This window comes from Methylomonas montana (assembly GCF_030490285.1).
GTDB lineage: Bacteria > Pseudomonadota > Gammaproteobacteria > Methylococcales > Methylomonadaceae > Methylomonas > Methylomonas montana.
Genome location: NZ_CP129884.1, coordinates 2,898,405 through 2,911,054, shown reverse-complemented (window position 1 = coordinate 2,911,054; position 12,650 = coordinate 2,898,405). Strand labels below are relative to the sequence as shown.

The following is a 12,650-nucleotide window of genomic DNA, read 5'->3' as shown; positions in this document are numbered from 1 at the left end:
CGGTATCAGTAATATTCGCTTTGAATGACCATGATGGCGTCCATTTCCACACCAACGGCTTTGGGGAGTGCGGCGACGCCGACCGCGGCGCGGGCCGGGTAGGGCTGGCTGAAATATTCGGCCATGATTTCGTTGACGATAGGGAAGTTGCTCAAATCGGTCAGAAACACATTGAGTTTGACGATGTCGCTAAAGCTGCCGCCGGCGGCTTCCGCTACCGCTTTCAGGTTATCGAATACCCGGCGGATTTGTACGCTGATGTTGCCGTCGACGACTTGCATGGTTTCAGGATCCAGCGCAATTTGCCCGGACAGATAAACGGTGTTGTCCACTTTAACGGCTTGCGAATAGGTGCCGATGGCTTGCGGCGCCAGTGGCGTCGAGATGATTTCCTTGCTCATGATTAGGCCTTGATGCGGGTGATTTTTAAAACGATGGAGAGTTTTTTCAGTCTACGGATGATGCTGGCTAGATGCACGCGGTCTTTCACCGCCAATGTCAGCAAATCCACGGAAACCCGGTCGTCCTGACTGACCACGGTGATGTTCTCGATATTGGAGTCCAGGCTGGAAATGGCCGAGGCGATGGTGGCCAACGAACCGCGCTGATTGAGCAGTTCGATGCGGATTTCGGCCGGAAATTCGCCGCTGGCTTCCGGGCTCCATTCCACGTCCAGCCAAGTGGTCTGTTTTTTTCTGACGTCATTGCTGTTACGGCATTCGTGATGGTGAACGACGATGCCCTTGCCGGGATTGAAGAAGCCGATGATAGGGTCGCCCGGTATCGGCCGGCAGCATTTGGCCAGGCTGACGACGATGCCTTCGGTGCCTTTAATGATCAAAGGGGTTTTATGACTGGGTTCGTTGTCGTCCAATTTGACGGCGGCGTTGACGTCGGTCTGGCTGATGCGCTTGGCCACCAGGAACGGCATCCGGTTGCCCAAACCGATGTCTTCCAGCAATTCGTTCAGCGAGTGTTTTTTCAACACTTGCAGCACTTGAATGATGCGGGTGTTGTCGACGTTTTCCAGTTGGATGTTCAGGCTTTGTAGTTCTTTTTCCAGCAAGCGGCGGCCGAGATTGATGGCTTCTTGTTGGTTGAAGTTCTTCAGATAAGCGCGGATACAGCTGCGGGCCTTGGCAGTAGTCACGTAATTCAACCACAGCGGATTGGGGCGGGCCCAGGTGGCGGTGATCACTTCCACGGTCATGCCGTTTTCCAGTTTGGTTTGCAGTGGCACCAGTTTTTTGTCGATCCGCGCCGAGATGCAGGCGTTGCCGACATCGGTATGCACCATGTAGGCAAAATCGACGATGGTGGCGCCGCGCGGCAGCTTGATGATCTTGCCCTTGGGGGTAAAGACGAAGACTTCCTGCGGGAAAAGATCGACTTTCAGGTTGTCGATAAACTCCAAGGAATCGCCGGCGGATTTCTGGATTTCCAGTAAATCGCGCAGCCATTCGTTGGCGCGCGCCTGTATCGTTTCGCTCTTATCTTTATCGGATTTGTAAAGCCAATGCGCGGCGATACCCGACTCCGACAAGCGGTGCATTTCGTGGGTACGAATCTGGATTTCGATGGGTACGCCGTAAGGGCCGATCAATATCGTGTGCAGCGACTGGTAACCGTTGGCCTTGGGCAGCGCGATGTAATCCTTGAAGCGGCCAGGGATAGGTTTGTACAAATTATGCACGCAGCCCAGCGCCCGGTAGCAGTCGTCGACTTGTCCGCAGTAAATCCGGAAGGCGTAGACATCGAAGACATCGGAAAAAGAAATTTTCTTGCTGAGCATTTTTTGATAAATGCTGGCAATGTTTTTTTCCCGGCCGGCGACGGTGCCGTCCAGTCCGGTTTCCTTTAACCGGTTTTGGATGGCATTCTGAATCGTGTCGATGATTTCCTTGCGGTTACCGCGCGATTTTTTCACGGCGTTATTGATGACCGTGAATCGGTTGGGGTAGAGCGCCTTGAAACCCAGCGATTCCAGTTGATGCCGGACGTCATTCATGCCCAAACGGTTGGCGATGGGGGCATAAATTTCCAAGGTTTCCTTGGCGATGCGGCGTTTTTTATCGACCGGCATATTGCCCATGGTCTGCATATTGTGCAGACGGTCGGCCAGTTTAACGACGATGACTCTTAGGTCTTGCGCCATCGCCAGAAACATTTTTCTGACATTTTCCGCTTGCGCCTCGGCGCGGGAGCGGCTGTCGATTTTGGAAAGTTTGGTGACGCCATCGACCAATTCCGCGACTTCCATGCCGAATTGTTCTGCCATTTGCTCCTTGCTGACCGGCGTGTCTTCGATCACGTCGTGCAGAATGGCAGCCATGATCCCGTGGCTATCCATATGCATGCTGGCTAGCGTGATCGCGACCGATACTGGATGGCAAATATAGGCTTCGCCGCTACGGCGAAATTGTCCGGAATGTGCGGCCGCGCCAAAGTGGTAGGCACGGACCACGTCGTTGATTTGTTCTTGGTCGAGATAGCTGCGCAGAATATCGCAGAGCTGATGAAGAAGCTTCTCTTCAGGATGCTCGATGGCGGGCAGTGCGGCGGCTGGTTTGACAGCTATCTCGGGCATGAGGGTTAGAGCTCCAGATGGGTTTCCGAAACGTATCCGGAGCGATGCAGACGGTCAATGTTTTCTTCATTAACGAAGCCCGCCGCTATTTCCCGTAGCGCCAGCACAGTATCTTTGTCCTTGCCGCGCGGTATGAATTCGTCGGCGCCTTTTTCCAGTTGGCGTGCTCTTTTACTGGCGAGTAAAACCAATTTGAAACGGTTTTCCACATTTTCTAAACAATCTTCAACGGTAACGCGTGCCATGATTAAAGCCTTATCTGAGTTTTCGGGGGAACTAAGCTTGATTCACTGAGACAGTCTCAAGCGAAGAAGGTTGAATTATAAGATAAATGGCAGACTTAGGCCAATCGGGCCTTTATCTTGCTTGCCGGTGACGGCAAAAATGGCGGGCAATAAAAAGCCCGCATGAAGCGGGCCCGTCCTGTTTGTTGTAATTATTATTGTTTTAATGTTGGACGCCTGCCTAGGGCAGTTTAGTCAAGCAGTTACTATTTTATTGTTGTTATTATCAGCCTTTATTACAGGCCGCTTTCCTCCCCCTCATAAAGATACGATCTTTGCAGATCGAATGCACTCCGTAAAAGGTGGGCGAAGTTTATTTTAAAAAAATCCGGGTGTCCAACAAAAAAACCGCTTTTTCGCCAAGAAATAGTTTCGTCCCGAAATTGATTTTTTTAAACAAAAGCTTACCTGATTACCCATAAGCCTCAGCTAATTTGAGCAAACGGCCCGGCATGGGTGGAGAATTAGCCGCAGCGATGAGAAACCGCGGCATTATGGTTTGCAGATCGAATCTGCGATTAAAACGATAACAAAACTCGGCCAGATAGCGGGGTAAATGCTTGGACTGAATGGCATGGTAAGTGCCATTGATGGAGCGCTTCACGTTACCGATCATGGTATTGACCCAGGCGAATTCTTCTTTCGTCACGCTGTCAGGACCACCGCCGGTGACAATGGAGTAATGGTGACAACCGTGATCGAGCACGGCGGAAAAGCAAGCTAAGCCGTCCGAGTACACCAGACTACCCGGCTGAAGATGATGGCCGGCCCAGCGCTTGATTTCGCTGTTGCGGAAGCCTTTGACGACATTCAAGTTCATCGCGATAGGATGGTGTTCCTTGTTCAGCGCCACCGCCGCGACAAAAGGCGTCTTGTTTTCCGAACCTCGCCCGCGTTTGCCACCCCGATGCTCGCCGCCCCAGTAAACGTCATCGAGTTGAATAATGCCGGTCAGCGGTTTGCGATCATCGCGCTCTTTCATTGCCTGCATGATCTTGTGCTTGAGGCTCCAGGCGGTGTTGTAGGAAACGCCGATTTGCCGCTTCAAGGCTAAAGCCGACAAACTGGTTTTGGCTTGAGTCAGCAGATGAATCGCCAGAAACCACACGGTGAGCGGCAACTTGGTTTGTTCGAACAGCGTACCGCTGATCAACGAGGTTTGGTGATGGCACGTCGTGCACTGATACAAATTGCGAGTCTTGATCACGCTATAGCGGCGGCGACCGCAGCCTGGGCATTGAAACCCGGATGGCCATCGCGCCTGAAATAGCCCTGCGGCACACTGGCTTTCAGTACCGTAGCGATTCATGAAATCCGTCAGGCTAAAGCCTTTTTGAAATTGGATCGGATTCTTTTTCATGCCACGATCTCCTGTCAGTTCATAGCTTTCATTGGACTAGCAGGATGCTCGTAAGTTGCTGAGGGTCGTGGGTAATCAGGAAAGCTTATAAATTATAAGTGATTTCTAATGCTTGAATTTAACGCTCCAATCTACGGGCTTCTTCTTCGCTAAGGAAAAAATTTAGCCGTTCGTTGAGGATGGCTTGCAACTGAAAACTTAAATCGCTTTCTTGTTTTGCCAGCCTGATTTGCATGATCGCCGATTCGGTGTCGCCGCTGGTGTAATAGTATTCGGCCATGTAGCGATGCGATTCGCCGGGTTGTTTCAGATCGGCAAAAATCTGCGCCAGCAATTCGTAATAAAACGGTTGATCTTTTTGGCTGTCGGACAAGCTTTGCAGCACTTGTTTCGCGCGTTGCGGTTGTGCGTTCTTGACCAGACTGCGGGTGTATTCGATTTTGATGGCGTCGTTGTTGGGAAATTTATTGATGGCTTTTTCGAATAATTTACCGGATTTCTCGTATTCGTGGGCGTCCATCGCGGTGCGAGCCAATGCGGCAATATATTGCGGTTGCTCCGGATATTGTTCGGTCAGTTTTTGAAAGATTTCGCTGGCGGTGGGGTATTGCTGGTTTTCCAGATGGATCAAACCTATGCCGTAACGAGCCACTGCTCTTTGCTCCGGTGTGCCTTGCATTTCCAAGGTGGTGAAATGCTGCATCGCGGTCCGCTTGTCTTGGGCGGACATGGCGGTGAGTTTAGCCTTGGTGAGCAAATAGGCCAAGGAGTCAGGGTATTGTCGATAAGGATAGATCTCGGCGCGGCCGCGGGTATCGGCGACGCGGTTTTCCGATACCGGGTGAGTTCTTAAAAATTCCGGTACGCCTTTGCCGTAATAACGGGTCGATTGTTGCAGTCGTTCGAAAAAAGTCGGCATGCTGCGCGGGTCGTAATTGGCTCCGGCCAAGGTTTGCATGCCCACCCGATCGGCTTCTTTTTCGTGATCGCGAGTAAAGTCGATTTGAAATTGAATATTGCCGGCTTGAATCGCCATCAAGGCGGCTTGGCCCATGTTGGGCGATTGGGTGCCGATCAAAATGGCCGCCAAGGTGGCCGCGACGGTCGGAATCGACATTTTGCTGGCTTTTTCGATGGATCGATACAGATGCCGTTGGGTGACGTGAGCAATCTCGTGAGCCATGACCGATGCCAATTCGCTTTCCGCTTCCGTCAATAAAATCAAGCCGGAGTTGACGCCAATATAACCACCGGGGCCGGCAAAGGCGTTGATGTTGGAGTCCATTACCACAAAAAAATGGAAGGGGTTGGACGGCGTGTCGCTATGGGCGGCCAATTGTCTGCCTATGGTTTGAATGTACTGCTGAACCTCCACATCCTGATTGATCTCGGTTTGCTGATGCAAATTACGGAAAAATGCTTCGCCGAATTCTTTTTCTTGAATCGGTGAAATGATGGCCCCGGCGGAGTCACCCATCTCAGGCAGTTGGATTTTTTCGATTTCCACCGCGTGCTGTGGTGCAGAGAATACGGTTAGGCCAAGGCTGAAAATGAGGGGCTTAAATTTCATGGAAACTGGGACAGGGGGCTGCAAAATTGGTTCAATTGCGAAGCAACTCGCGGCAAAAACGGGCATGCGAGGTTTGCACGTATTAAAATGCGGCGAATCTTTAGTTCAATTAATACATTTTACCGTGCGATGAAATACGCCGTACAAGTTAATGCCAGTCCTTATGCCAGCAATGCCGGCCTCAATGCCTATCGGTTTGTGCAGGCCTTATTACAGGCGGAACACCAGGTTTTGCGGGTGTTTTTCTACAAGGAGGGGGTTTATCACGCCTTTCGCTACGCCAGTCCGCCGGACGATGAGTTGCAGATCAGCCGGAATTGGTCGCTGTTAGCGGCGCAGCACGGACTGGATCTGGTGGTGTGTATCTCGGCGGCTCAACGTCGCGGCTTGCTCTGTCTCGACGAGGCCAGGCGGCAGGGCAAACAGGACGACGATGTAGCGCCTGGATTTCGGATAGCCGGTTTGGGGCAATGGCTGGAGGCGACCTTGCTGGCTGATCGTTGCATCGTGTTCGGTTGATTGCCTTATGAAACAGTATTTGTTTGTGATGCGCCGTTTACCTCATGACGGTAGCCAGCTTCAGGAAACCCTGGATGCGATTTTGACCGCAGCTGCCTTCGATCAGAAAGTGGCGTTGCTGTTTGCCGACGATGGTGTCTGGCAATTGAAAAAACATCAGCAACCGAGCGAGTTGGCGTTGAAGGATAGCGCGGCGATATTTAAGGCTCTGGCAATCTACGATGTCAACGATTTATACGTGGAGCGGGAGTCTTTGCAGGCTAGAGGCCTGGATGTCGATGATTTGATCTTGCCGGTGGTGAGTGTCGCGCGCCGGGAAGTTAACCGCCTGATAGCCGGATACGATGTGCTTATCCCGGATTGATACGACCCATTACCTGAATTGAGGCCGCATAGGCTAAAATCTCAAGTTCGGAAATTTTAACCTTACCCAATAAACTGAGGACAAGCACGCCATGGCGGATGAAATTGAAGAAAAAAGGCGCTATTTTCGGGTTAATGACACCATCAATCTGCTGCATAAAGTCATCGATAAAAAAGACGTTAGTGAGTTGAGTCATGTTTCCAAAGATGTATTGGGTAATTGTTCGCTAACGGCCGCGCTGGAGGTGTTGACGCAAGAGGCCCGAATGTTATCGCCGCGCCTGGAGCGACGGGATCCGGAAATGTTCGAGTATCTTAAAATCATCGACACCAAGATCAATCTGATTGCGCAGGCGATCAACGCCCAGAGCGAACAATTTTCCGAACACGATACCCGCGAAGTCAGTCTCAGTGCCACCGGTTTGGCCTTTAGCAACGAGGAGGCCCTTGACGAAGGGGAACTGCTGGAATTACGCATGCTGTTGACGTCCTGCATGGCGGTGATCGTTGCTTATGCGCGGGTGGTGCAATGCAAGGACATTTCGGCAGACAATCCGCAGCGGCCGTTCGCCATTTGCGTGGAATATATCAATCTTACAGACGACGACAGGGAATTGCTGATCAAACATGTCATCAAGAAACAATTACAGCAATTGCGCGTTAAAAACGAAAGCTGATCTCGATTTGTGGTTCTCTACGTTAATGGGTGGTAACCGGATCATGCGTGGATGTTGATTTCGCCCAAGCTTAAACAACTGTTATCGCTATTGGCAGACGGTCGGTTTCATTCCGGCACCGAGTTGGCGCAAACGCTCGGGATTAGCCGTTCGGCGGTCTGGAAACAACAACAGGTCTTGGCGGAGCTGGGCATCGAACTCTCGGCAGTATCAGGCAAAGGTTACCGCTTGCCAAGACCTTTGCAATTGCTGGAGAAACAGAAAATCGATCAGCATCTTGAGGCGCAGACGAGGCAATTGTTCAAACAGCTGGAAATTCACGACCAAATTCATTCCACCAACACTCATTTACTTGAACAAGCCCAACGCGGCGGCGAAAGCGGCCTGGTTTGTCTGGCCGAACAACAGACAGCCGGGAAAGGCAGGCGTGGGCGGCAGTGGGTTTCGCCGTTCGGACACAATGTTTACCTATCGATTTTATGGCGGTTCCAGGGTGGGCCGGCGGCTATTGCCGGGCTGAGTTTGGCGATGGGTGTCGCGGTGGTGCGCGCCTTACGGGGCTTAGGCATCGCGGAAGTCGGGCTGAAATGGCCGAACGATATTTATTGGCGGCAGCGCAAATTAGCCGGCATTTTAATCGAAGTGTCCGGCGAAAGCAGCGGGCCCTGTCATGCGGTGATGGGCTTGGGTTTGAATATCTACATGCCCGAGCATCAGGCGCAAGGTATCGAGCAGGATTGGGTGGATTTGCATGGCATTTTGGCAAATGCCATGCATTGCCAACGCAACCAAATCGTCGCGGCTTTATTGAATCAACTGTTGCCGGTGATTGCCGAATTTGAGTCGCGAACCTTAAGCGGTTATATCGAGGAATGGCGCGGTTACGATTGCATGCAAGGAAAACAGGTCAGCATTTTTATGGCCGAGCAGGCTTATCATGGTACCGTGTTGGGAATCGATGAGCAGGGTTTATTGCTATTGGCACAGGCAGATGGTCAGGTTCGCGCTTTTGCGTCCGGCGAAGTCAGTTTCAGGCCGTCATGATTTTACTGGTCGATATCGGAAATTCGCGTCTGAAATGGGCGATTGCCGACGCTGATGTCATTCACCACACTGAATTTGTCGACTATAGAGCAGCGGATTTTATCGAACTATTGCGGCAGATCTGGTCCGGTATCGATAGGCCACGGCAACTGGCAATCGCGACGGTAGCGGGGCAGCAAGTAGCCGCGGCTATTGTACAACTGGCTAAACAGCTCTGGCCGGCAATCGAAATCATCGTGCCGCTGGCCGAAGCGCAGGCCTTTGGTGTCATCAACGCCTATTGCCGACCGGAAAAACTGGGAGTGGATCGCTGGTTGGCGCTACTGGCTGCGCATCGTTATTATCCCGGATGCAGCTGTATCGTCGATTGCGGCACCGCTATCACCATCGACTTTATCGAGGCGGATGGACGGCACTTGGGTGGGCTGATCAGTTCGGGTTTATTGTTGATGAAAAAGGCCTTGGCGCAAAATACCGCGGCGCTGCCGTTTAGCGAAAAACAATCCGCTACAAGTCTGGCGACCGCCACCGAAGCGGCTATCGACAACGGCACTTTATTGGCGGCGGTAGGTATGGTGGAAGCGGTGTTGCGCAGACAATCCAAACCCTATCGACTGATTTTGAGCGGTGGCGACGCAGAAAGGGTCGCCGGGCAATTGGCCGTCCCCTCTATCGTCGATAGTCAATTGGTCTTTAAAGGCCTGCTTAATTATTGCCGAAACGAAAATGCCTCATGAAGTCCCTGTTTTTTGTCGTTTGTCTGCTTAATATTCTATTTTTTTTCTGGGAATTCCATGCGGGGGGATTGACTCCACCCGTTGAGTTGCCAAGCAGCCTACCTTCGTTATTATTAGTCAGCGAACGAGATACGGCGCGGCGCGGCGCAGAAATTTCGGCGCATCAGGATCGGCAGCTTGCTGAATTACAAGCTCAGCAAGTGACAGACATATTTCAACGTTTGACGGCGCCACAGGGCAACGCTTTTATCATGAAAGGTCAGCCGGCTCCTAAGCCGACAGCTGCAACCGAGCAGCAAGCCGAGAGAAATAATTGTTACGAAGCCGGACCGTTTGTCGATCAAGCCGATGCGCGGCGTTGGAGCAACGCTGAGCATATAAAGGCTTTCGAGGTCGTTTCAAAAGAGTTGGCCATGTCCGCCGATTTTCAGGTTTATTACCCAGCGGCGAAAGACGCCGAGCAAGCGCGTATCAATAAAATGATGTTAAAAGCCAAAGGATTTACCGATATCTGGACGGTAATGGACGGCGAGGTCAAAGGGGCATTGTCGCTAGGCGTTTTTAGTGATAAGCAGCGGGCAATCGTATTTAAAGCCCAGTTGGCGGAGCGCGGTGTAATGGCCGAAATTAGGCAGAGAACCAAGACTCGGTCGGCATTATTCATTCGATTTATGCAGCCTCAGAGCGCTGCTGCTCGGAATATTTCCTATGTCCGCTTGCCACTTGCCGATTGCGAAACGCGCTAACCGGCTTTTTTATGACTGCTGGAAAATACATCATCACAATACGGACTGCATATTTGGTCTTCAACGATGAATTTGGATGCCGACGGTATCGCGATTGGTTTTGATTGAAGGGGGTATCTGTTACCGGTCCAAAATACAAAGCCCGTTGCCCGCGCTGATCGGGGGAAACGGGCTTTGTTAAGTGGGCAACAGAATTGCTTGTCTTGAGAGTTCGGTTAACCGCCGCTGACGATCAAGTCGCGGGCCTGACTTTTGAGCGCCATCGCTTTGCGCATTAAAGTGCCTCGGCGTGGATTGAATCTGTTAGCGGCCTGGTTTTCAAGATAAAGCGCTTGTTGCAACTTTTCCAATGCATCGGGATAAGGATTGATAACCGCCTCCTGCAACACGTCGATGGCATCTTGGGTATCGGCGATGGCCAGCTTCAAGGATCTAATGCTCTGTTCGCCGTTGAGCGCGATCGCTTTCTGATCCAATAGATTGGAACTGCGGATGTTTTCCAACACATTGATCGAGCGTAGGAACATGGCCACGGCAATGACTTGCGACGAATCCAGTTTGCCTTGGCGGTTAGCCTTGCTGGAGGTATACGCACCCGGCGAAGCGTTGAACGCATCGGTATTGTAATAGGCGACGGTTTCCTCAAGCGTGGTTACGCTGTTGTTGTGGAAGTAGGGCGCGGTATCGGCCGCTTCAATCAAAGACGGTGTGTTGAAACGATTCAAGCCGTGATGATCGCTCGGGCGAGTCGTTGTGCCGCTGGGGGCTTGACTACCGTCGCTGTAGCAGGTCTGGTCAAAATTGGGGCCGCAATCGGTCTGCAACTGTTGACCAAAACCGCCGTCGTAGGCGACATTGGGATCGGCTAAATGATGCAGTTGATCGCGCATTCGCTCGACACCGGTGTCGCGGGTGGGATTGGCGTTGGTGGTGGAACTGATGCCGCCGGCATTGGAATGGCAACCGTTACAGTTGGCGGTCGTACCATACACCACACTGCCGTCGCCCAGTTTCGGATTGTTCTTGGTGTTAAACAACAACAAGCCGTTTTGGACCAGCGGCGATTTGAAATACATATTCGCCAGATTGATCTCGCTACTGCGCCCCAGCGATAACATATAGGCTTCCAGCGCATCTAGTTCGTCTTCGGTCGGTAATCTGAAATCGATGTTCTCCGCTCGTACCAGGGTTTTCGGCATATGTTGTTTGATGGCGCCCTTGGCGAAATCCCTAAGCGATCCGCCGTCAGGCGCGCCATCACTGGACCAGCCGATGGCTTGGGTGTGGGTGCCGGACTGTTGCGCCTCGGCGTCGTGGGCGTTGAAATAATCGTTGTCCTGGCTAAATTCGCCGTTCCCATAGCCTGGGTTAACCGCTGTTTCGAAGGTCAAGGTATTGGCGATACCCAGCAAATGGGAGGCGCTACGCATCACGGGCGGCCTGTCGAAACCGTCGATGTTGGCTATGAACAGGCCAAACTGCCTGAGCAAGGCTGGCTTTTCAAGATCGGCCAGCTCGGGACGGGTTTCGGCGACAAACAGCGGATCGGTTTTGGGTAATTTGGCAATGTAGTTTGGATCGATGGTGTGATTGTTGTCCGGGCGGTGACAGGTCGCGCAAGTGCGGCCATTGCCGGCAAAGGTTTCCTCGGTAAAAATCTGCTGACCACGGGCAATCAATCGAGTCAGTCGATCGTTGGATTCGCCAGCCGAGGCTTGCGCCGTTTTCGGTAACAGAAACTCGAATGGCGCTCGTGCCGGCTGAGGTTGGCCGACTTCGGCCTTGGCTGTGCCCAAATTGGCGGTGGGCCAATAGCGTTCGGTGTAATAGAGGCGTTGCAAAAGGCTTGGCGAACCAAACAATAGGCCGCCGGATTGCGGTGTCTGGTTGGCGGTGGCAATGGCGATGCCATCTATCGCGAAACCGTTCAAACGGTCGGCATCCAGCTGCGTGATCAGCCTATGATTTGCCGACAAGCGGCCGATTTTGATGGCGCTATCGGCGTTAGCCGTTTTGTGATTGTCTAGCAGCCAGACATCGTGTTGCTCCGCATCGGATAAGCCATTGACGGCGACTTGTAACTGGCCGCTGACCAAATTCAGCAAGGCCACGCCGCTTGCACTAGTCAGGTCCTTAGACTGAGCTTTAGAGTAAGTTAACGCAATGCGTAGCGTTTCAATATTGCCCTGTTGCTCGTGACTGGTTTTCCAACGGTTGTAGAGACTGCTTAAGGTATCGACGTTACCGTGGCCGGTGAAAGGAGCTTCTGGCCGTGGCGTCAATACATATCCGAGCGTTAGCACGGCAAACGCCATAGAGAGTTTTATGTGTTTTTTCATTCTTATCATCCTGTGTTGTACGAAGTAAGGCGGATGCGGCGGACAACGGTGGGATTTGACAGAAAACACAGCTCCGGATGTTTCTGATCATGGCAACCGATAGGACTGTTTTCCGACTCGACATCACTATCGCAAACGCAATAGCCATGCCTGATTGTGTTTTAAGACTAAATGTTTATATAAAATCAACAAAATCAAAGTGTTGTTAATCATTTGCTGTTGGGTTTATTAGTAAACACTGGGTGCGTGGCCGCTGCTAGTCGATTTTTTCGATAAGTCAACTTAATGCTGGTAGGTAAACTGGGGGAAATGCCCTATGGGTAAGTCATATCCCGCAGTTTTTAAGATTTTCGCGATTTAGCCTCGGCAAATATCTGTGCGATTATCGTTTTGAGATGCTTTGCCGTATCGCCAGGCATGCTGG

The 12,650-nt window shown here is 51.8% G+C and carries 12 protein-coding genes; 6 read left to right on the top strand and 6 right to left on the bottom strand.

Annotated elements, in window-relative coordinates:
* Positions 1 to 5: 5 nt before the first annotated feature.
* The 5 genes from QZJ86_RS13385 to QZJ86_RS13365 all read right to left on the bottom strand — a co-directional run bounded on the left by QZJ86_RS13385 (position 6) and on the right by QZJ86_RS13365 (position 5,801).
* On the bottom strand, positions 6 to 401 hold the full coding sequence (locus tag QZJ86_RS13385) for a RidA family protein (RefSeq protein ID WP_301670924.1): 396 nt from the start codon (positions 399 to 401) through the stop codon (positions 6 to 8).
* A 2-nt stretch (positions 402 to 403) separates the two neighbouring features.
* Positions 404 to 2,587 carry a RelA/SpoT family protein gene (locus tag QZJ86_RS13380; protein ID WP_301670923.1) on the bottom strand — a complete coding sequence of 728 codons (2,184 nt, stop codon included), beginning with the start codon at positions 2,585 to 2,587 and terminating at the stop codon, positions 404 to 406.
* Between the two features lie 5 nt (positions 2,588 to 2,592).
* A complete protein-coding gene (gene rpoZ / locus QZJ86_RS13375) occupies positions 2,593 to 2,832 on the bottom strand; it encodes a DNA-directed RNA polymerase subunit omega (RefSeq protein WP_301670922.1) in 240 nt (79 codons plus the stop codon).
* Between the two features lie 451 nt (positions 2,833 to 3,283).
* Positions 3,284 to 4,231 carry an IS1595 family transposase gene (locus QZJ86_RS13370; RefSeq protein ID WP_301670921.1) on the bottom strand — a complete coding sequence of 316 codons (948 nt, stop codon included), beginning with the start codon at positions 4,229 to 4,231 and terminating at the stop codon, positions 3,284 to 3,286.
* Between the two features lie 118 nt (positions 4,232 to 4,349).
* Positions 4,350 to 5,801: a M48 family metalloprotease gene (locus QZJ86_RS13365; RefSeq protein WP_301670920.1), complete on the bottom strand. Its 1,452-nt coding sequence runs from the start codon at positions 5,799 to 5,801 to the stop codon at positions 4,350 to 4,352.
* Between the two features lie 129 nt (positions 5,802 to 5,930).
* Between QZJ86_RS13365 and tusD the strand changes: the two genes are divergently transcribed.
* The 6 genes from tusD to QZJ86_RS13335 all read left to right on the top strand — a co-directional run bounded on the left by tusD (position 5,931) and on the right by QZJ86_RS13335 (position 9,887).
* Positions 5,931 to 6,320, top strand: coding sequence for a sulfurtransferase complex subunit TusD (gene tusD / locus QZJ86_RS13360; RefSeq protein ID WP_301670919.1), 390 nt, complete (start codon positions 5,931 to 5,933; stop codon positions 6,318 to 6,320).
* Positions 6,321 to 6,327: 7 nt separating this feature from the next.
* A complete protein-coding gene (tusC, locus tag QZJ86_RS13355; protein WP_301670918.1) occupies positions 6,328 to 6,684 on the top strand; it encodes a sulfurtransferase complex subunit TusC in 357 nt (118 codons plus the stop codon).
* 91 nt (positions 6,685 to 6,775) lie between these two features.
* Entirely contained in the window at positions 6,776 to 7,360 is a 585-nt protein-coding gene (locus QZJ86_RS13350) for a PilZ domain-containing protein (RefSeq protein WP_301670917.1), read from the top strand.
* A gap of 51 nt (positions 7,361 to 7,411) precedes the next feature.
* Positions 7,412 to 8,404 (top strand): bifunctional biotin--[acetyl-CoA-carboxylase] ligase/biotin operon repressor BirA, encoded by a 993-nt coding sequence (gene birA / locus QZJ86_RS13345; RefSeq protein WP_301670916.1) that lies wholly within the window; start codon positions 7,412 to 7,414, stop codon positions 8,402 to 8,404.
* Positions 8,401 to 9,141 (top strand): type III pantothenate kinase, encoded by a 741-nt coding sequence (locus tag QZJ86_RS13340; RefSeq protein WP_301670915.1) that lies wholly within the window; start codon positions 8,401 to 8,403, stop codon positions 9,139 to 9,141. The genes birA and QZJ86_RS13340 overlap by 4 nt, the downstream gene beginning before the upstream one ends.
* A gap of 68 nt (positions 9,142 to 9,209) precedes the next feature.
* Entirely contained in the window at positions 9,210 to 9,887 is a 678-nt protein-coding gene (locus QZJ86_RS13335) for a hypothetical protein (RefSeq protein ID WP_301670914.1), read from the top strand.
* A gap of 215 nt (positions 9,888 to 10,102) precedes the next feature.
* Here QZJ86_RS13335 and QZJ86_RS13330 read toward each other — a convergent pair whose 3' ends face one another.
* Positions 10,103 to 12,226, bottom strand: a complete 2,124-nt coding sequence (locus tag QZJ86_RS13330; protein ID WP_301670913.1) for a hypothetical protein — start codon at positions 12,224 to 12,226, stop codon at positions 10,103 to 10,105.
* Positions 12,227 to 12,650: the final 424 nt, after the last annotated feature.

Bases quoted from the DNA above. Each gene is read 5' to 3' on its own strand.
- QZJ86_RS13385 (WP_301670924.1), bottom strand. From the start codon at position 401: ATGAGCAAGGAAATCATCTCGACGCCACTGGCGCCGCAAGCCATCGGC.
- QZJ86_RS13380 (WP_301670923.1), bottom strand. From the start codon at position 2,587: ATGCCCGAGATAGCTGTCAAACCAGCCGCCGCACTGCCCGCCATCGAG.
- rpoZ (WP_301670922.1), bottom strand. From the start codon at position 2,832: ATGGCACGCGTTACCGTTGAAGATTGTTTAGAAAATGTGGAAAACCGT.
- QZJ86_RS13370 (WP_301670921.1), bottom strand. From the start codon at position 4,231: ATGAAAAAGAATCCGATCCAATTTCAAAAAGGCTTTAGCCTGACGGAT.
- QZJ86_RS13365 (WP_301670920.1), bottom strand. From the start codon at position 5,801: ATGAAATTTAAGCCCCTCATTTTCAGCCTTGGCCTAACCGTATTCTCT.
- tusD (WP_301670919.1), top strand. From the start codon at position 5,931: ATGAAATACGCCGTACAAGTTAATGCCAGTCCTTATGCCAGCAATGCC.
- tusC (WP_301670918.1), top strand. From the start codon at position 6,328: ATGAAACAGTATTTGTTTGTGATGCGCCGTTTACCTCATGACGGTAGC.
- QZJ86_RS13350 (WP_301670917.1), top strand. From the start codon at position 6,776: ATGGCGGATGAAATTGAAGAAAAAAGGCGCTATTTTCGGGTTAATGAC.
- birA (WP_301670916.1), top strand. From the start codon at position 7,412: ATGTTGATTTCGCCCAAGCTTAAACAACTGTTATCGCTATTGGCAGAC.
- QZJ86_RS13340 (WP_301670915.1), top strand. From the start codon at position 8,401: ATGATTTTACTGGTCGATATCGGAAATTCGCGTCTGAAATGGGCGATT.
- QZJ86_RS13330 (WP_301670913.1), bottom strand. From the start codon at position 12,226: ATGAAAAAACACATAAAACTCTCTATGGCGTTTGCCGTGCTAACGCTC.